This window comes from Mesorhizobium sp. P2_E7 (genome assembly GCF_056403855.1).
Genome location: NZ_JBFUER010000001.1, coordinates 845,952 through 864,651, shown reverse-complemented (window position 1 = coordinate 864,651; position 18,700 = coordinate 845,952). Strand labels below are relative to the sequence as shown.

Here is an 18,700-nt window from a genome sequence, read left to right as displayed (position 1 = left end):
CAGAGTGCTAAATCGGGGAGGAAAGAACAAAATGGCTGATCAGCCGACTTTGCAGCAACTTGCCGACAATCTTTACGGTGCCGACCCGTACAAAAAGCCAGCCATTTACCTGCGAGAGTATGAGCGGCTGTTTTCGCCGATGCGCGACTTGCCTGTCCGTCTGCTGGAACTTGGCGTCCACAAGGGCGCCTCAATGCAGATGTGGGACGAATATTTTCCTCATCCCAATGCTCGTATTGCCGGGCTGGACGGCGCCATGAAGCCCGAAGCCTTTCCGACAAGCGAGCGCTTCCACTTCGCGCATGGCGAGCAAGCAGATCCAGCACTACTTGACGCCGCCTTAGAATTTGCTGGCGAACAGTTCGACATCATCATTGACGACGCCTCGCACGTCGGGTTCCGCACAGGCATGTCGTTCGCGCATCTGTTTCCGAAGGCGGTTAAACCCGGCGGTGTCTACATCATCGAAGACATCTGCACTGCATTCGGCAAAAACGGGGAATACGATGCCGCACCCTATTCGCCTCCCGTCATCGGCGTCCCTGGCATGCCGATGATCTTCCCATCGCACGCCCATGGAATGGTCGGATTGGTCAAGCAACTGATGGACCACATCCAAGCACCGACGGCTGCCGGCGGCTACACGAAATATGCCATTGCCAAGATGGAAGTGTTCACCAACTTCACTGTGCTGCACAAGGCGGCGTGACTACATAGGAATTGGGCTCGGGCGCGGAGCCGGCCATTTTCGCCGCCGTGTCGGCAAGCGTCGCGACGAATGACAGGCACTTGCCCGCGAGCAAGGCGCCGATGACCAGTGCAACCCAGAGCATCGAAGACCCCCTTGCGCGCAGTCCGCAGTCACCCATTGGCCAGCAGCGCCTCGACCTCCTGCAGCGTTGGCATGGACGGCGCCGTCCCTGGCCGCGTCACGGAAATGCCGGCGACGGCGCAGGCGAAGCGCACCGCTTGCAGCGGCTCCACGCCTTTGGCGAGGGCTGCGGCCAGGCCGCCATTGAAGGCATCGCCCGCACCGGTGGTTTCGACCACCGGGCCGGCGCTGACCACGGGGACATGGTCGGAACGGTTCGCGGTGTGCAGCAGCGCGCCCTTTTCGCCAAGCGTGATGATGACCGAGCCGACGCCCTTTTGGAGCAGGCTGTCGGCGGCGCGGCGGGCATCGTCGATGGAGGCGACCTTGATGCCGGTCAGTTCCTCGGCCTCGGTCTCGTTGGGGGTGACATAGTCGCAAAGCGTGTAGATGCGGTCCGGCAGTTTTGCCGCCGGCGCCGGGTTGAGGATGGTGGTCACCCCTGCCCCGCGCGCGATCTCGAGTGCGCGCAGTGCTGCGTCGATCGGCTGTTCGAGTTGGGTGACGAAGACGCCGGCCGAACCGATCAAGCCGGCATTGGCCTCGATGTCATCAGGCGTAATCAGCATGGCAGCGCCCGGACTGACGATGATGGCGTTGTTGCCGGTTGTCTCCTCGATGAAGATATAGGCGGCACCCGTATAGCTTTGCGGCGTGTCGATGACGGCGCTCTTCACGCCGGCATGTTTCCAAGTCGCCTTGGCCATGTCGGCGAAAGCATCGACGCCAAGCCGGGTCAGGAAGGTGACGTCGGCGCCGAGTTTGCCGGCCGCCACCGTCTGGTTCGAGCCCTTGCCGCCCGGCCCCAGCTTGAAGGAATTGCCAAGAATGGTCTCGCCCATGCGCGGCTGGCGATCGGCACGATAGGCAGTGTCGGCGACGAAGACGCCCAGTATGACGACAGGTTTGCCGGATGCCATGGTTTACTCCGCATCCGGCGGCACGACGCCTTTGCGGAAGGCGAAGCAGCCGTAGAAGCGGCGCTCGCCGGTCTGGATGACGCAATAGGCTTTCTTGGCGCGTTCGTAGAAAGCGTAGCGCTCGACCGAAATCATCGGCCAGGCCTTGCCCTCGGCCTTGTCGATCTGTTTCTGCACCTCTTTTTGCACCGGCGGAATTTCGGCCGGCTTGCCAACGATCTCCATGCGGGCGGCAGCGTCGTCGACAAAGGTGTCCAGCGGATAGAGCGACAGCACCGCCTTGACCACATCGGCCGCCGGCGCATCGATGCGCAGCAGTCTGCCGAGCACGGTCTGGCGCGCCACCGAATCGGCGGGGAAATTGGTGTCGGCGATGATCAGGTCGTCACCGTGCCCCATTGCCCGCAGCGCCTGAAGCACATCGGCGTTCAGCAATGGGTTGATCCCTTTGAGCATGGCAGTCCTCGTCAAACAGGTTTGGTCAAAGTCGATTGGAAAATCAGAGCCGGTTGCCGGTCTCGGCGTCGAAGAGATGGACCTGGTCGAGGCGCGGCTTGAGATTGAGCGTGTCGCCGGGCTTGAAGTCGTGCCGCTCGCGAAACAGCGCCACCATCTCGCCGTCGCCGAAGCGCACGAAGACCAGCGTTTCGGAGCCGGTCGGTTCGACCACCGAGATCTTCGCCGGCACGCCGTCGGGGTGGATTTCGAGATGCTCCGGCCGCACGCCGTAGACCACCGCCTGGCCCTCCTTGGCGGCGCTGCCGGCAGCGATCGGGAACAGCGTGCCCGCTATCTCGACCTTGTCGCCCTTGCGCACCACGCCCTTGAGCAGGTTCATCGATGGCGAGCCGATGAAGCCGGCGACAAACAGATTGGCCGGCCGGTCGAACAATTCCAGCGGCGCGCCGACCTGCTCGATGCGGCCATCGCGCATGACGACGATCTTGTCGGCCATGGTCATGGCCTCGATCTGGTCGTGGGTGACGTAGATGGTGGTGGTCTTCAGCCGCTGGTGAAGCTCCTTGATCTCGGTGCGCATCTGTACGCGCAGCTTCGCGTCGAGATTGGAGAGCGGCTCGTCGAACAGGAACACTTGCGGGTTGCGCACAATGGCGCGGCCCATGGCGACGCGCTGGCGCTGGCCGCCGGAGAGCTGGCGCGGATAGCGCTTCAGGTAGGGGTTGAGGTCGAGGATGTCGGCGGCGCGCTTGACCCGTTCGGCGACCACGGCCGGGTCGGTGCCGCGCAGCTTCAAAGCGAAGGCCATGTTCTGCTCCACCGTCTTGTGCGGATAGAGCGCATAGTTCTGGAACACCATGGCGATGTCGCGCTTGGCCGGCGGCAGATTGTTGACGATCCGCTCGCCGATGGCGATCGTGCCGCCGGAGACGGTTTCCAGCCCGGCCACCATTCTGAGCAGCGTGGACTTGCCGCAGCCCGACGGGCCGACCAGCACCACGAACTGGCCATCGGCGATTTCGACGCTGACGTCGTGCAGGACCTTGACGGTTCCGAACGCCTTGGCCACATTGGTGATCGCGACTTGAGCCATCGTCCCCCCTTTCCTCGCGGTGAAGCTAGCCATTGCCAACGGCAAGGGCAAGTCAGTATCTTATAGATAAAAAGTCATTCGTGTTGACAAGGTAATCGATTACGCGAATAGTGGCGAGTGCCAATCCGACAGTCGGATTTTTTCCCGAAAATCGGAGCTCCAGGCGACGCAGGGTGGGGTCCCACGTCCCCGTATGCTAAAGGAGAACTGCCGACGTTTCGGCGTCAGAGAGATTGGCATATCAAATTCAAGATTGGTCAATTCACGACTGTTGTTCTGGGAGGAATGGTAGATGAGAGTCGGTCTGTACGAAAAACTCGTCCGCGCGGGTGCGACCCGGCGTGATATCCTTAAGGGGGCGGCCGGCATGGCCGCGCTCTCTGCTGCGTCCGGCGCGGGTCTGGGCGCATTGACGCGTCCAGCTTTCGCTGCTGATGATCTGCGCGCGCAGATCCTGCAGGTCCCTGGCGTCGGCAAGGGTCAACCAACCGACGCCGACTTCCAGAAGGTCGGCGAGATGTGCCTTGGCGCCACCAAGGCCAGTGTCAAGCAAGGCGAGTTCGCCGGTGTCGAACTCACCTTCATGGGCCTCAACAACCAGAACCTGCACAATGTGCTGTACCGCGGCTTCTTGAAGGCGTGGGAAGACTATACCGGGGCCAAGTTCACCTGGATCGACCTGGCACAGGCCGATTACGGCGCTCGTCTGCAACAGTCGATCGCCACCGGAACCGTCGACTTCGACGTCATCGAGATGGGTGCGCCCTTCGAAGGCGACGTCTGCGGCAAGGGGCTGGCTTCGGTCATGCCCGACTGGGTCAAAGAACAGATCGACATGAAGGATGTCGTGGCCTATCTGCAGCCGCCTGTGGGCACCTGGGATGGCAAACAATATCGCGTGACCGTCGACGGCGACGCGCACAATTTCAACTATCGCACCGATGTCTTCGCCGACAAGGGCCTCGCCGATGAGTGGAAGGCCGCCGGCAATACAACACCCTGGGGCGTGCCGACCACCTGGCAGCAGGTGCAGGCCGTGACCAAGTTCCTCAAGGGCAAGAAGTTCAACGGCCAGGACGTCTACGGTTATCTCGACGCGCCCAAGGCTTGGGGTGGCTTCGGCTTCTACTTCCTCGGCAGCCGCGCTACCGCCTATGCCAAGCATCCGGACGACAAGGCCTGGCTGTTCGACGCCGACACGATGAAGCCGCGCATCAACAATCCGGCCTGGGTGCGGGCGATCCAGGACGTGATCGATGCGCTACCGTCCGAGCCCCCGGATCAGATCAACGCCGACCCGAACCAGACCTGCTTCTCGCAATTCCTGGGCGGCACTGGTTCGATGCTGGCCTGGTGGGGAGACGCTGGCTCGAATGCAAAGACCAGCGACTCCTCGGTCGTCGGCGACGTCACCGGCTTCTCGATCCTGCCTGGCTCGGACGATGTCTATAATTCCAAGACCGGCAAGTGGGACACGCTTGCGAGCGGCCCGAACTTTTCGCCGAACTGCGCCTATCTCGGCTGGGGCGTCTATGTCATGGCCCGCGTCGATAGCGACGAAAAGAAGAAGAAGGCCGCCTGGTCGGCGGCTGCCCATCTCGGCGGCAAGGACCTGTCCCTCTGGTGCGCGGCGTATCCGTCGGGCTTCCAGCCCTACCGCAACAGCCATTTCAACATTCCGGAATGGGTGGCTGCCGGCTATGACGAGGCGTTCATCACCTCGTATCTCAAGTCGGAGGCTGACAGCTACAACCATCCGAACGCGGCGATTGAGCCGCGCATCCCCGGCATCTTCCAGTATTACAGCGCTGCCGAGGACATTTTGGCCAACACATTCGCCGGCAAGATGAAGGCGCAGGAAGGCGCCGACGCCATCGCCGCCGCCTGGGAGAAGCTGACCGATCAGCTCGGCCGCGAGAACCAGATCAAGCTCTACAAGGCGTCGCTTGGCGTGTAGGCTATCCTATCGTGACAACAGGTCCGGCGGTGCAAACCGCCGGATCTGGCCGGCTCGGGCCGGTCACAGGCATAGTTTTGAACGGACGGGACGCGTGGCTGACCAGACCACCAATGCATGGCCGGCAAACGCCGGGCCAGCCGATCTGATCTCGCCAAGCCGCAAGCGGGCGGGTTTTGCCCTGATGGCCGCCGCCACGCTTAGCCTGCTGGCGGTGATCGCGCTGGAAATCCTCTACAAGAGTGAAATCACTACGCTCGGTTTCGAGACCTGGCGCCCCATCGTCTACGCCTATGTGCTGTGGGGTGTGGCGCTCGGCGCCGGCCAGGTGCTGACGCGCGGCGAAGATGGCCAGCGCGCGCTGTTCCTGCTGCCGGCGCTCTTGTTCACCATTGCCATGGTGATCTTTCCGACACTGTTCGGCTTCTACATAGCGTTGACCGACTGGAACCTCAGTTCCGTCACCGGCCGGAAATTCAACGGGCTCGACAATTTCTGGCAGATGCTGGCCGACCCGTACTACCGCAACGCGCTGTTCAACATGGTGCTCTATGTGCTCGCCGTGCTGGTCGAATATGCTATCGCCTTCGGCCTGGCGCTGCTGCTCAACGCGCAGATCCGGGCGCGCAAATTCTTCCGCGTCGTCTTCCTGATGCCCTTGATGCTGTCGCCGGTCGCGGTGTCATGGATGATCGGCAAATCGCTGATGGAATACCGCTTCGGGCCGGCGGCGACGCTGGCGCGCCATCTCGGCTGGGAAAACCCCGCCTTCTTCTCCGACCCGATCACCGCCCGCATCTCGATCATGGTGCTCGATGCCTGGACCTTCATCCCGTTCATGATGATCATGCTGCTTGCCGGCCTGCAGGCGATGTCGCGCGACGTTCTGGAAGCGGCGCGCGTCGATGGCGCCACCACCTGGCAGACCTTCTGGCAGGTCACTTTCCCGCTGATGCTGCCGGTGTCGGTGACGGCGGTGATCCTGCGCATCATCTTCAAGCTGAAGCTCGCCGACATCATCATCACCGTCACCTCCGGCGGCCCCGGCGGCGCCACGGATTCGGTGTCGAGCTTCATCTACCGCGAATATCGCGACCGTTCGAATGTCGGCTACGGCACCATGCTGGCGATGGCCTATCTCGTCATCATCGTGGTGTTCGTGACCTGGCTGTTGAAATTCGCCAACCGCTTCGTGCGCAACGTGAACTGACGGGGGACAATGAGCGTCCAGACCACCGACTATGTCGCTTCGGAAATCCGCTCGCCGGTGGGCTTTTTGGCCAATCGCGTCTTCATCTATGGCGCGCTGGCCTTCTGGGCCTTCATCTGCCTGCTCCCGATCTACTGGACGATCACCACTTCGTTCAAGACCGCGGTCGACGTCACCCAGGGGCACCTCATTCCCTTCGTCGACTTCCAGCCGGACTGGAAGGGTTGGCGCTCGCTCGGCCTGTCGCCGGACTCGATCTTCCGGACCTCGACGGTGCGCGACGAGTTCCTCAAGCGCTTCATGAATTCGGTCATCACCTCGGTCGGCGCGTCGAGCCTTGCCATCATCATCGGCAGCCTCGCCGCCTATGGGCTGACCCGCTACCGCTATCACTTCGCCTGGTTCAAGAACGAGGACATCTCCTTCTTCTTCCTGTCGCAGTTGATCCTGCCGCCGGTGGTGCTGGCCCTGCCGTTCCTAGTGCTCTACCGCGAGGTCGGCCTGCTCGACACCCGCATTGGGCTGATCCTGCTCTACACGCTGATGGTGCTGCCGATCGTCATCTGGATCATGCGCGACCAGTTCAATTCGATCCCTGTCGAGCTTGAGGAGGCAGCCCTTGTCGACGGCCTGTCGATCTGGGGCGCCTTTTTCCGCATAGTCATGCCGATCGCGCTCCCCGGCATGGTCGCCGCCTTCATCCTGGCGATGGTGCTGTGCTGGAACGAGTATTTTTTCGCCGCGCTGCTGACCTCGACCGATGCCAAGACCATTCCGGTCATGGTGGCGAGCCAGACCGGCTCGCAAGGCATCAACTGGTGGTCGATGGCGGCCCTTGCCACCGCCGCAATCGCCCCGCTGGCAGTGATCGGGATTGCGCTTGAACGCTATCTCATCATGGGCATGACGGCGGGCGCGGTGAAGTAATAGAGCCCTGTAAACTGCTTCGGTTTTGCACGGATTTTTTTTGAAGATACATGAAATTCTGGCAATCGCCGCATTGATATGGGCGGATTTCTGGCTGCTTGGCTTCCTTGCCAAGGTCGTCTATCCGGCCGTATTGGCCGGAGTTTTCCCGGCTAGAGGAAGGACCTATGGCAGGTCAACAGAACCTGTAAGATATTGGTTTTTCATAATTTTTTTTGTTTTCATTTTCATAATGACGACGGCTTCAACCATCGGTCTCGTAGTTCGCCGATATTGAATTAGAGCACCTTTCGCTCTAGTGCCCCAGTATCGCCTTGAGATGATCCATGATCATGGCAACGCCCTTCTGCCCCAGTTCCGCCGAGGCCTCCTTGGCATTCGCCGTGTACCACCCGGTATTCTCGCCAAAGCGACCGGCATCGACAGCCTCAGGACATAGCGCCAGCATCAGCGACGTCTCGCCGATGCCGGCATGATCGAACGGGTACTTGCCGTTCATTTCGGCCGACATCAGCGGATGCACCTGCACCCAGTTGAAGAAATTCTCGCCGGCGGCGTGTCCGGCATAATAGTCGGCCATCTCGTTTGAGCCCCACCAGCCCTCGCCGCGCTGCTTCTCCAGGAAGCGGAAGATCGCCTGGCGGCCGGCGGTCTTGAAGGCGAGGTCGGTCGGCATTCCGGCGACGAAATTCTCGGTCTGGTGGTGGATGATGGCGTGGATGTTGCGGAAGCCGATGCGCAGCAGGCTGTAGAACAGCTCTTCGCCAAACGGCGCCAGCTGATTGCCGCCGACCTGCACCGAGCCGCTGCCTTCGGGCGCCGCCACCGCATAGCTCGCCGCGCCGTAGTAGAAAGGCGGCAGAATGACGATGTCGCTCTCCTTCTCGTAGAGTTCCAGCGTCTTGATGACGGCCAGCGTGTCCATGCCGACAGCCATGTGCTCGCCGTGATATTCGAGCACGCCGAGCGGCAGCACCACCGGCCAGTTCTCGGCAATCGCCTTGCGAATCTGGTGCGGCAGCATCAATTCATAGCGCATCGCGCCTACTCCATGTTGGTGTGGCGGGCGCGCATGGCCTCGGACGACTGGCCGGTCAGCCCCTTGAGCTTCAGCACCATCACCTCGAACAGCAGGAACAGCGCGCCTTCGAAGACAGAGCCCATCGGCAGCAGCGATGTCTTTTGCGGACCCTGGTCGCGCGCCATGGTCTGCGCCGGGATGAGCAAGGTGAAGTCGGCGAGTGCGGTCGCACTGCCCCCAGCCTCGGCGGTGAGCAGCAGCACGGTGGCGCCGGCGTCACGGGCGACCTGCATAAGGGTCAGCACCGTCGTGGTCTCGCCAGGGCCGGAACTGACCAGGAAGACATCGCCCGGGCCAACAGGCGGCGTGTTCATGTCGCCGACCACCGAGACCTCGAGCCCGAGGTGATAGAGCCGCATGGCGAAGCCCTTGAGCTGCAAGGCTTCGCGGCCGCAGCCATAGACGACGATCTTTTGTGCGCGGGCGAGCGTTTGGCAAGCGGTGTCGATGCCGGCTTCGTCGACCCGTGCCAGCACGGCGCCCAGCTCTTGCAGGGCGGTCGCAAACATATCCGGGCCGGCATTCGTCATCAGCGTTCCGCCAGGGTTGTGGCCAGGATTTCCGGTTGCGCTTTTGCGGGGAAAGGCTTGTTTTTGTTCATGCTATCACCGCGAAAATGCGTGTCCAACAGTCGCCGCGGCTTTTGCTGTGCCAGCGGCGTGATAGTGTCATGTCAGACAAATCAATCCAGGACATCTTACGCGACATGAAGACACGGCATTTCGACCGCATCGGCAATGGCGGCATCGACTTCACCGAACTTGGCTTCGGAAGCGCGCCGCTCGGCAACCTTTATCGCGCCGTGCCCGACGAGGAAGCCAATGCCACTCTGGAGGCCGCATGGGCGACCGGCTGCCGCTACTACGACACCGCGCCGCTCTATGGCTTAGGCCTCGCCGAAACGCGGCTCAATGCCTTTCTGCGCGGCAAAAGCCGAGACGACTATGTGCTGTCTAGCAAGGTCGGCCGCCTGCTGCGCGCCTGCCCGCCGGAGGAGCGTACCGGCATCGGCAAATTCTTCGACACGCCGACGCGCCGCGAGGTCTACGACTACAGCTATGACGGCGTCATGCGCTCGTTCGAGGCCTCCCTGGAACGGCTCGGCGTCGACCGCATCGACATCCTTTTCGTCCATGACCTCGACATCTTCACCCATAGCAGCAAGGAAGCATCCGACCGGCGCATCGAGGAGTTCATGGCCTCGGGCTATTCCGGCCTGCTGGCGCTGCGCGACCAGGGTGTGATCAAGGCGTTCGGCGGCGGCATCAACGAATGGGAGGTCTGCCAGACGCTTGCCGAGCGCGGCGATTTCGATCTGTTCCTGCTGGCCGGGCGCTACACGCTGCTGGAACAGGAGGCGCTGCAATCGTTCCTCCCGCTCTGTGAAAAACGCGGCATCGGCATCGTGCTCGGCGGCCCCTACAATTCCGGCATACTGGCGACCGGGCCGAAGCCAGGCGCCTACTACAATTACTCCGAGGCGCCACAGGACATCATGGATCGCGTCGGGCGCATCGAAGCGGTCTGCAAGCGCTATGGCGTCAAGCTGATCGAGGCGGCGCTGCAATTCCCGCTGCTGCACCCGTCCGTGGTGTCGGTCATTCCCGGCGGCCAGCGGCCGGCCGAGGTCGAGAGCAACCGCGCGCTGCTCGACGCCAGGCTGCCGGCAGCGCTGTGGGCCGATCTCAAGCAGGAAGGTCTGATGCGCGCCGACGCGCCGGTGGGCTGAAGGCTCGCCCCAGCGGGCTGACGGCCGGCCGTGTCGCGTTGCCATTGAGCCAAAAGAAAAGCCGGGCGAACCCGGCTTTTCAACATTCTCTGAAAAGAAAAAATGGTCTTAGTTGACCGCGTCCTTGAGGCCCTTGCCGGCCGAGAACTTTGGCACGGTACGCGCCGGAATCTTCACTTCCGCGCCAGTCTGCGGGTTGCGGCCAGTCGACGCCGCGCGCTTGGAGACGGTGAAATTTCCGAAGCCGACGAGCCGTACATCGCCGCCCTTCTTCAGTTCGCCAGTGATGACGGAGAACACCGCATCGACCGCCGACTGTGCGTCACCCTTCGAAATGCTCGCGGATTCAGCGACAGCGGAAACCAGTTCGTTCTTGTTCATAAAAATTCCCTTCCATGAGAAAAACCGGAACTCTTCGACTCATCCGGCAGGAAACGGACTTTAGAAAGAAGCGTTCCCGCAACCAAGTCGAAAAGCGCGGAAAAAGTTGGAAAAAGCCCGGAAAAGGTGGGTTTTTCACATGAAAAAGCCGGGCTCAAGGCCCGGCTCTCTCTTTGTGCGCTGCAACTTTAGAGAATTCTAATGTGCAAGCGGCTTTCCAGCATCGTCGGCGCTGTCGGTCGTGGCCGGCGGATTGACCGGCTCGACCCACTCGATCGGCTCCGGCATACGCACCAGCGCATGCCTCAGAACCTCGCCGACGCGTGAGACCGGAATGATCTCCATGCCGTTCTTCACATTGTCCGGAATCTCCGCCAGATCCTTGGCGTTGTCTTCCGGGATCAGCACCTTCTTGATGCCGCCGCGCAGTGCGGCGAGCAGCTTCTCCTTGAGGCCGCCGATCGGCAAGATGCGGCCGCGAAGCGTTATCTCACCAGTCATTGCCACATCGGCTCTGACCGGAATACCCGTCAGTATCGACACAATGGCTGTCGCCATAGCGGCGCCTGCGGACGGTCCGTCCTTCGGCGTGGCGCCCTCCGGCAAGTGGACGTGGATGTCGCGCTTGTCGAACAGCGGCGGCTCGATGCCGAAATCGACGGCTCTCGAGCGGACATAGGAGGCCGCCGCCGAGATCGATTCCTTCATCACGTCGCGCAGATTGCCGGTCACCGTCATGCGGCCCTTGCCGGGCATCATGACGCCTTCGACCGTCAGCAGCTCGCCGCCGACTTCCGTCCAGGCAAGACCAGTGACGACACCGACCTGATCGTCAGCCTCGACCTGACCGAAGCGGAAGCGCTGAACACCGAGGTAGTCGGCGAGGTTCGCCGCCGTGATGCTCACCGTCTTCTTCTTCGTCTTCAGGATCTCGGTCACCGCCTTGCGCCCGAGCTTCATCAGCTCGCGCTCCAGGCTTCTGACGCCCGCTTCACGGGTGTAGGTCTGGATGATGCCGCGGATCGCGTCCTCGCTGACCGAAAACTCCTTCGGCTGCAGGGCGTGATCGCGAACCACCTTGGGCATCAGGTGACGCTTGGCGATCTCGATCTTCTCGTCCTCGGTGTAGCCGGCGATACGGATGATCTCCATGCGGTCCATCAAAGGCGCAGGGATATTCAGCGTGTTCGCCGTCGTCACGAACATCACGCTCGACAGGTCGTATTCGACCTCGAGATAATGGTCCATGAACGTCGAGTTCTGCTCGGGATCGAGCACCTCGAGCAAGGCCGATGACGGATCGCCGCGGAAGTCCTGGCCCATCTTGTCGATCTCGTCGAGCAGGAAGAGCGGATTGGACTTCTTGGCCTTCTTCATCGACTGGATGACCTTGCCGGGCATCGAACCGATATAGGTGCGGCGGTGACCACGGATCTCGGCCTCGTCACGCACGCCGCCCAGCGCCATGCGGATGAATTCGCGGCCGGTCGCCTTGGCGATCGACTTGCCGAGCGAGGTCTTGCCGACGCCGGGAGGGCCGACGAGGCACAGGATCGGCCCCTTCAGCTTCTTTTGGCGGCTTTGCACGGCGAGATACTCGACGATGCGGTCCTTGACCTTGTCGAGGCCGAAATGATCGGTGTCGAGCACGTTCTGCGCAAACGCCAGGTCCTGCTTGACCTTGGAGTTCCTGCCCCACGGGATCGACAGGATCCAGTCGAGATAGTTGCGCACGACGGTCGATTCAGCTGACATCGGGGACATCGTCCTGAGCTTCTTCAATTCGGCTTCCGCTTTTTCGCGGGCCTCCTTGGAGAGCTTGGTCTTCTTGATGCGCGCCTCGATCTCGGCGGCCTCGTCGCGGCCGTCCTCGCCTTCGCCGAGCTCCTTCTGGATCGCCTTCATCTGCTCGTTGAGGTAGTATTCGCGCTGCGTCTTCTCCATCTGGCGCTTGACGCGCGAGCGGATGCGCTTCTCCACCTGCAGGACGGAGATTTCGGCTTCCATGAAGCCCATCGCCTTTTCCAGCCGCTCCTTGACGGAAAGCGTGGCCAGCATCTCCTGCTTCTCGGGGATCTTGATGGCGAGGTGCGAAGCAACCGTGTCGGCGAGCTTGGAATAGTCGTCGATCTGGCTGGCAGCGCCCACCACTTCGGGCGAGATCTTCTTGTTCAGCTTGACGTAGTTCTCGAAGTCGGTGACGACCGAACGGGCGAGCGCCTCGACCTCAACCTCTTCCTCTTCCGGCTCGACCAGCGCGGCAGCGCGGGCTTCGTGGAAGTCCGGACGGTCGGTGAACGAGACGATTTTGGCGCGCGAAGCGCCTTCGACCAGCACCTTGACGGTGCCGTCGGGCAGCTTCAGCAATTGCAGCACATTGGCGAGCGTGCCGATGTCGAAGATCGCATCGGGCTCGGGATCGTCATCGGCGGCATTCATCTGGGTGGCAAGCAGGATCTGCTTTTCCTGACCCATAACCTCTTCCAGCGCCTTGATCGACTTTTCACGCCCGACAAATAGCGGAACGATCATGTGCGGGAACACCACGATGTCGCGCAGTGGGAGGACTGCGAAGACGCCGTCGCTGGGAGCCTTGGATATTTTGGCCATTGTCCAACCTTTCATGTCGCGGCCGCTAATTGAGCCAACCGCGAATCTCATATTAACGACCGTGGGTCGTTCCGCCTACCACCGTTTGTGACGGGAGTTTTACAGCACAGAATTCGGCACCACGGCCTTCCAGTGTTAGTTGGATGCACAAGGGGCAAAGATCAAGGGTTAACACCGGCGCTTCCTCTGTATTGCGGCTCGTTTGCCTGCAACGCGCCCCGTCCAAAACAGCAAAGGGGCGCAACATCAAGGCAGCGTTGCGGCAACACGGTAAAAATCCGCCCTGGAAGGGCTGATTTGCCGGTCAAACACGGGGCTTTGGAAAGAGCGGATTGCTGAGCAGGTTGGCCTCGATCTTGTCCCAGCCCTTCCGTGCCGCCCAATCGAACGCCGCCAAACCCTTTTCAGTGCGCTCCTCGGCATCGGTGAAATCCCGGAACACCAGCGCCTTGCCGACGCGGAAGTAGGAGAACCATACCCAGGGACGGCGGCAGAACCAGCATGCCAATTCCCAATGAAATTCGTCGATTGCAGCCTGGACCAGCGGCCCGACGACCACCACCTGCTCCCACCTGAAATAGTCCTGGTAGACACGACGCTTGTCGTCGTTATCAGGTTCGCGGCCCGCCAGAGCCTGCTTCTGGGCGTCGGCTATCGCATGCCTGAGCGGCTTTGGCATGCGATCGGCCAGATGCGGATGGTCAGGGTCGAGCCGCAGCAAATGCAGCGTCACCCAGGTTTCCATGAACACCACGCGGTTGATGTCGCGAAACTTGTCGACGAACCTGTCGTAGGAGGCGATCCGTTCCGCACGGGGCAAGGTCGAGGTGACATCGATCACCGCAAGCACCCTCGCCGCGGCATCGGCCAGCTTGAGATACCAGCGCGCCCACAAGGCGCCATGTGCGGCGATGATGGTAAAGGGGAAGCTGCGGCCGCTGCCGGTGTACAGCTCGTAGTAGGATGCGGCGCGCAAAGCCATATCGTCCAGCGAGCCAGCCCGCGCTTCAGCCTCTGTCCTTAGCCGCGTTACTTCAGACGATGTGTCGTCGTCCGCAACCGGTCGGAAATCAACGTCAAGGATTGCCATCCGCTACCCCACTGCCCGCCGAGAGCTTAGTGGCGTCGGAATAACATCTCACAAATTTGCTAATTCAAATGCGACCCAACGTTGCAGGCGCCAGCCCTTTCAATCCGCCAAAAGCAAACGGCGCCCGCAGGCGCCGTTCAAAATCAAAGGCTTCAGGCCTCAAACAGCTTACGCGCTGACGTTGCCCTTCTTTTCCTTCTGCTCGGAATAGATGTAGAGCGGCCGGGCGCTGCCGGTCACCACCTCTTCCGAAATCACCACTTCGCGCACGCCTTCCAGCGCGGGCAGTTCGAACATGGTGTCGAGCAGGATCGCTTCCATGATCGAGCGCAGGCCGCGGGCGCCGGTCTTGCGCTCGATGGCGCGCTTGGCGATCGCCGACAGCGCATTCTCGTGGAAGGTCAGGTCGACACTCTCCATCTCGAACAGCCGCTGGTACTGCTTGACCAACGCGTTCTTCGGCTCGGTCAGGATCTGGATCAGCGCCGGCTCGTCGAGGTCTTCCAGCGTCGCCAGAACCGGCAGACGGCCGACAAACTCAGGGATCAGGCCGAACTTCAGGAGATCCTCGGGCTCGACCAGGCGGAACACGTCGCCGGTGCGACGGTCCTCGGGCGAAGCGACGATGGCGCCGAAGCCGATGGAAGTCTTCCTGCCGCGATCCGAGATGATCTTGTCCAGCCCGGCGAAGGCGCCGCCGCAGATGAACAGGATGTTGGCGGTGTCGACCTGCAGGAATTCCTGCTGCGGATGCTTCCTGCCGCCCTGCGGTGGCACGGAGGCGACGGTGCCTTCCATGATCTTCAGCAGCGCCTGCTGCACGCCCTCGCCCGACACATCGCGGGTGATCGAGGGATTGTCGGACTTGCGCGAAATCTTGTCGATTTCGTCGATGTAGACGATGCCGCGCTGGGCGCGCTCGACATTGTAGTCGGCCGACTGCAAGAGCTTCAGAATGATGTTTTCGACGTCCTCACCGACATAACCGGCTTCGGTCAGGGTCGTGGCGTCGGCCATGGTGAAGGGAACGTCGATGATGCGGGCCAGCGTCTGGGCCAGCAGCGTCTTGCCGCAGCCGGTCGGGCCGATCAGCAGGATGTTGGACTTCGCCAGTTCGACGTCGTTGTTCTTGCCGGCATGCGCCAGGCGCTTGTAGTGGTTGTGCACGGCCACCGACAGCACGCGCTTGGCGTAGGGCTGGCCGATGACATAGTCGTCGAGAACCTTCAGGATCTCCTGCGGGGTGGGCACGCCCTCGCGCGACTTCACCATCGAGGTTTTGTTTTCCTCGCGGATGATGTCCATGCAGAGCTCGACGCACTCGTCGCAGATGAACACCGTCGGGCCGGCGATCAGCTTGCGCACCTCGTGCTGGCTTTTGCCGCAAAACGAGCAATAAAGCGTGTTCTTGGAATCACCGCTGTTGTTGCCGACCTTGCTCATTTTCCTGTCCTTTCATCGCCGCCCGCCGATCGTCTGGCCGGAACGGCGCATATTCTATCTATCGCGGGAATTCGCCGCCGCCAGTGTCCCGGCTCCCGCAACGCAATCCGTACGAAACACAAATCAGAAAACGTAGCAATGATTCGCGCCAACCCCGCACAAAGCTAAGCCGTCGAAAATCAACATAGCATTAACGTAGGCAATCCCATCCGCCGAGGGAACAGCCAATTGTGGCCGAAATGCCGCAAATCCCAGCAAAAGCGCGTTATACCGCCATCCAACTGCCATGCAGCCTTATGCGGCAGCGCCTTCGACCGGCTCGCGCGACGAAATGACCTTGTCGATGAGGCCGAAATCCCTGGCTTCGTCGGCGGTCATGAAATGGTCGCGGTCGAGCGTCTTTTCGATCTCTTCGTAGCTCTTGCCGGTGTGCTTGACGTAAACCTCGTTGAGGCGGCGCTTCAGCTTGATGATGTCCTGGGCGTGGCGCTCGATGTCGGAAGCCTGCCCCTGGAAGCCGCCGGAAGGCTGGTGCACCATGATGCGGGCGTTCGGCGTGGCAAAACGCATGTCCTTGTGGCCGGCGGTCAGAAGCAGCGAACCCATCGACGCCGCCTGGCCGATGCACAGCGTCGACACCGCCGGCTTGATGAACTGCATGGTGTCGTAGATCGCCATGCCCGAGGTCACCACGCCGCCCGGCGAGTTGATGTAGAGGTTGATCTCTTTCTTCGGATTTTCGGCCTCGAGGAACAAAAGCTGCGCACAAACCAGCGTCGCCATGCCGTCTTCGACCGGGCCGGTGATGAAAATGATGCGCTCTTTCAGCAGGCGCGAGAAAATGTCGTAGGCCCGCTCGCCGCGATTGGTCTGCTCGACCACCATCGGAACGAGGTTCATGTAGGTTTCGACGGGGTTCTTCATGACTATCCCTTTTTGGAGATGGGGATTCCGGCGCCGGGAATATGAGCAATCGGGCAGAATCGGTTCTGGACGGTTAGGATGTAAATAGGATGCCGGCTCACCCTAGCGCAAGGCCGCCTTCTCCTAGCCATCTGGTTAAGTCGAATCAAGGTTTCCGCGCAAGGGAGCCCGAACGCGGCCGGCCGTGTTTTCGGGTGTAGCAATTCCTTAACCGCATTGCTTAACGAAATGCGGTGAAACCGCTTTCCCCAGGAGAACCATACCCTACAATTCAACGTTGAACCTCACGTTTTCGCGTTCAAACAGGGGGAGTGTCATGATCAGGAAAACAGCTTCCTTGGCCATCGCCGGCCTTGCCGGTCTCGGCATGGTGTCCGAAGCGGTCGCCGGCGGCCGGGCCGTCGAGTGCTACGAGCCGGTGCACAGGCCGGCGCTCTATGACACGGTCTATGAAGATGTCATGGTCAGCCCCGGCGGGCAGCTGGTCGACTACGACCCGCCGATCTATGGCACGTACGAGCGCGTCGAGCAGATCGCACCGCCTCGCGTCACCTATGAGGTCGTGCCGGCCAGAACCCGCACCGTTTACCGGACGGTCCAGGTAGACGATGGCGGCTATGCCTGGGAATGGCGCGTCATCCACGGCCGCCGGGTGCTGTGCAAGGTCTGGCGCAAGGCCCGCTACGCACGTGTTGCCGAAACGGTGGTGGTTGAACCCGCGCGTACGCGCCGGGTCGTGCTGCCGGCCGAATATGAGAGCGTTGCGCACGAAGTGCTGGTGCGGCCCGAGCGGCGGGACGTCACCGAGATTGCGCCGTCGTACCAAAGGGTGGCGCGCCGTGTGGTGGTGCAGGAAGGCTCAACCAGTTGGCGTCGCGTGCATATTGCGAGGCACTGCCAGGATTAGCTTAGGCCACTTCTGCCCGCAGCCATTTCTTAAGACCGACAATATCGCCATCTCCAAGCGCGGCGGCGACGCGCCTACCGACCGCAGCGCCGAATTTGTAGCCATGGCCGGAACAGGCGGAGACGACCAGGCACCTGCCTTTCTCGTGTGCAAAAAACTTCTCGTCCGCCGTGAAGGTGTAGGCGCAAGTGACGACGTCGGTCACCCTGTACTCTCCGATGCGGGCAAGTGGCGGCGAAAACAGGTTGCGGATCGCCTCCCCCTCGCCCGGCACCGGCTCGCGGTTCCAGTCGGCGTCGCTGGTCGGCACCTTGTGCAGGGCTGAGCCGAATTTCATGCCAGCGCCGCGCGACAGCGGGATCATGTAGCCGTTGGTGCCGCCACCGACATCGAAGAAGATTGGGGCCGCTTCCCACGCCGCCTTGAGGTCCGCCGGCGGTTCGACATAGGCAAGCGCGTTGCGAAAGGTTTTCAAGTCGCCGCCGAGTTCCGGAAACAGTTTCAGCACCCAGGCGCCGGCGGTGACGACGATACGGTCGGCCTGCATGGTTTCGCCTGTGGCAAGCACGATGTGACCCGCCTCGGCGTCGACTTTCACAACCCTGGCGTTTTCATAGACATTGGCGCCGTTTGTCCGCAGCCATTCGGCCAGGCCGGACGCGATCTTGCGGCAATGCAGCGCGCCGCCTTCGGGCGAGACATAGGCGTAGCGGATCGAACCCGGTTCGAGGAACGGCCAGCGTTCGACGGCTGCCTCGGGTTCAAGCAGGTCGAACGCGAAATTCGCCTGTTCGCGGTATTGCTCGGCCTTGTCGCCCGGCTCGCGCGAAACGCAGAGGAAGCCCCTGACATCGAGATGGCTTTCGCCGAGATCGGCCCACATCTCGTCCCAGGCCGCATACGCCTCGGTGATCAGCCTGCCATAGCCTGCCCCGGGCAGGTAGGCGCGGCGGATGATGCGGTGATGGTCGCCCGAGGCGGCGAGCGGATTGGGAATCGGCCCTTGTTCGACGATGGAAACGCTATGGCCTGCCTTGACGAGCGACCATGCCGTCGAAAGCCCGGCAATGCCTGCACCGACCACGATCACATTCATCG

The 18,700-nt window shown here is 61.7% G+C and carries 18 protein-coding genes; 6 read left to right on the top strand and 12 right to left on the bottom strand.

Features of this window, described 5'->3' with window-relative positions:
- Nucleotides 1-31: 31 nt before the first annotated feature.
- Nucleotides 32-709 (top strand): class I SAM-dependent methyltransferase, encoded by a 678-nt coding sequence (locus AC1DYC_RS04345; protein WP_477404262.1) that lies wholly within the window; start codon nucleotides 32-34, stop codon nucleotides 707-709.
- Here AC1DYC_RS04345 and AC1DYC_RS04340 read toward each other — a convergent pair.
- Genes AC1DYC_RS04340 through AC1DYC_RS04325 form a run of 4 tightly spaced genes read right to left on the bottom strand, consistent with a single transcriptional unit; the run spans nucleotide 684 to nucleotide 3,343 of the window.
- Nucleotides 684-833 carry a hypothetical protein gene (locus AC1DYC_RS04340; RefSeq protein ID WP_477404260.1) on the bottom strand — a complete coding sequence of 50 codons (150 nt, stop codon included), beginning with the start codon at nucleotides 831-833 and terminating at the stop codon, nucleotides 684-686. The genes AC1DYC_RS04345 and AC1DYC_RS04340 overlap by 26 nt on opposite strands.
- Nucleotides 834-861: 28 nt before the next feature.
- Nucleotides 862-1,791, bottom strand: coding sequence for a ribokinase (gene rbsK, locus AC1DYC_RS04335; protein WP_477404258.1), 930 nt, complete (start codon nucleotides 1,789-1,791; stop codon nucleotides 862-864).
- Between the two features lie 3 nt (nucleotides 1,792-1,794).
- The gene (locus tag AC1DYC_RS04330; protein WP_477301541.1) at nucleotides 1,795-2,247 is read right to left on the bottom strand and encodes an RbsD/FucU family protein; all 453 of its coding nucleotides are present in this window, start codon (nucleotides 2,245-2,247) and stop codon (nucleotides 1,795-1,797) included.
- 43 nt (nucleotides 2,248-2,290) lie between these two features.
- Nucleotides 2,291-3,343, bottom strand: a complete 1,053-nt coding sequence (locus tag AC1DYC_RS04325; protein WP_477404256.1) for an ABC transporter ATP-binding protein — start codon at nucleotides 3,341-3,343, stop codon at nucleotides 2,291-2,293.
- 292 nt (nucleotides 3,344-3,635) lie between these two features.
- On the opposite strand from AC1DYC_RS04325, the gene AC1DYC_RS04320 reads away from it, so the two are divergent.
- The 3 genes from AC1DYC_RS04320 (at nucleotide 3,636) to AC1DYC_RS04310 (ending at nucleotide 7,437) form a co-directional block, all read left to right on the top strand.
- A complete protein-coding gene (locus AC1DYC_RS04320; RefSeq protein WP_477404254.1) occupies nucleotides 3,636-5,300 on the top strand; it encodes an ABC transporter substrate-binding protein in 1,665 nt (554 codons plus the stop codon).
- 94 nt (nucleotides 5,301-5,394) lie between these two features.
- A complete protein-coding gene (locus tag AC1DYC_RS04315; protein WP_477404252.1) occupies nucleotides 5,395-6,510 on the top strand; it encodes a carbohydrate ABC transporter permease in 1,116 nt (371 codons plus the stop codon).
- Nucleotides 6,511-6,519: 9 nt separating this feature from the next.
- Nucleotides 6,520-7,437, top strand: a complete 918-nt coding sequence (locus AC1DYC_RS04310) for a carbohydrate ABC transporter permease (protein WP_477404250.1) — start codon at nucleotides 6,520-6,522, stop codon at nucleotides 7,435-7,437.
- Nucleotides 7,438-7,732: 295 nt separating this feature from the next.
- On the opposite strand, the gene AC1DYC_RS04305 is transcribed toward AC1DYC_RS04310, so the two are convergent.
- Nucleotides 7,733-8,476 (bottom strand): creatininase family protein, encoded by a 744-nt coding sequence (locus AC1DYC_RS04305; RefSeq protein WP_477404248.1) that lies wholly within the window; start codon nucleotides 8,474-8,476, stop codon nucleotides 7,733-7,735.
- 5 nt (nucleotides 8,477-8,481) lie between these two features.
- Nucleotides 8,482-9,048: an SIS domain-containing protein gene (locus AC1DYC_RS04300; protein WP_477404246.1), complete on the bottom strand. Its 567-nt coding sequence runs from the start codon at nucleotides 9,046-9,048 to the stop codon at nucleotides 8,482-8,484.
- Between the two features lie 176 nt (nucleotides 9,049-9,224).
- Between AC1DYC_RS04300 and AC1DYC_RS04295 the strand changes: the two genes are divergently transcribed.
- A complete protein-coding gene (locus tag AC1DYC_RS04295) occupies nucleotides 9,225-10,247 on the top strand; it encodes an aldo/keto reductase (protein ID WP_477408163.1) in 1,023 nt (340 codons plus the stop codon).
- A 108-nt stretch (nucleotides 10,248-10,355) separates the two neighbouring features.
- Here the strand turns inward: AC1DYC_RS04295 and AC1DYC_RS04290 are convergent, their stop codons facing one another.
- The 5 genes from AC1DYC_RS04290 to clpP all read right to left on the bottom strand — a co-directional run bounded on the left by AC1DYC_RS04290 (nucleotide 10,356) and on the right by clpP (nucleotide 16,695).
- Nucleotides 10,356-10,628, bottom strand: a complete 273-nt coding sequence (locus AC1DYC_RS04290; RefSeq protein WP_112392385.1) for an HU family DNA-binding protein — start codon at nucleotides 10,626-10,628, stop codon at nucleotides 10,356-10,358.
- Nucleotides 10,629-10,826: 198 nt separating this feature from the next.
- A complete protein-coding gene (gene lon / locus AC1DYC_RS04285) occupies nucleotides 10,827-13,238 on the bottom strand; it encodes an endopeptidase La (protein ID WP_477404244.1) in 2,412 nt (803 codons plus the stop codon).
- 304 nt (nucleotides 13,239-13,542) lie between these two features.
- Complete coding sequence (locus AC1DYC_RS04280; protein ID WP_477404242.1) at nucleotides 13,543-14,328, bottom strand: hypothetical protein; 786 nt, start codon at nucleotides 14,326-14,328, stop codon at nucleotides 13,543-13,545.
- Nucleotides 14,329-14,496: 168 nt separating this feature from the next.
- Nucleotides 14,497-15,771 carry an ATP-dependent Clp protease ATP-binding subunit ClpX gene (gene clpX, locus AC1DYC_RS04275; RefSeq protein WP_023682305.1) on the bottom strand — a complete coding sequence of 425 codons (1,275 nt, stop codon included), beginning with the start codon at nucleotides 15,769-15,771 and terminating at the stop codon, nucleotides 14,497-14,499.
- Between the two features lie 294 nt (nucleotides 15,772-16,065).
- Nucleotides 16,066-16,695 (bottom strand): ATP-dependent Clp endopeptidase proteolytic subunit ClpP, encoded by a 630-nt coding sequence (gene clpP, locus AC1DYC_RS04270; protein ID WP_436259655.1) that lies wholly within the window; start codon nucleotides 16,693-16,695, stop codon nucleotides 16,066-16,068.
- Nucleotides 16,696-17,011: 316 nt separating this feature from the next.
- On the opposite strand from clpP, the gene AC1DYC_RS04265 reads away from it, so the two are divergent.
- Nucleotides 17,012-17,602, top strand: a complete 591-nt coding sequence (locus tag AC1DYC_RS04265; protein ID WP_477404240.1) for a hypothetical protein — start codon at nucleotides 17,012-17,014, stop codon at nucleotides 17,600-17,602.
- Between the two features lies 1 nt (nucleotide 17,603).
- Here the strand turns inward: AC1DYC_RS04265 and AC1DYC_RS04260 are convergent, their stop codons facing one another.
- Complete coding sequence (locus tag AC1DYC_RS04260) at nucleotides 17,604-18,698, bottom strand: NAD(P)/FAD-dependent oxidoreductase (protein WP_477404238.1); 1,095 nt, start codon at nucleotides 18,696-18,698, stop codon at nucleotides 17,604-17,606.
- Nucleotides 18,699-18,700 lie beyond the last annotated feature (2 nt).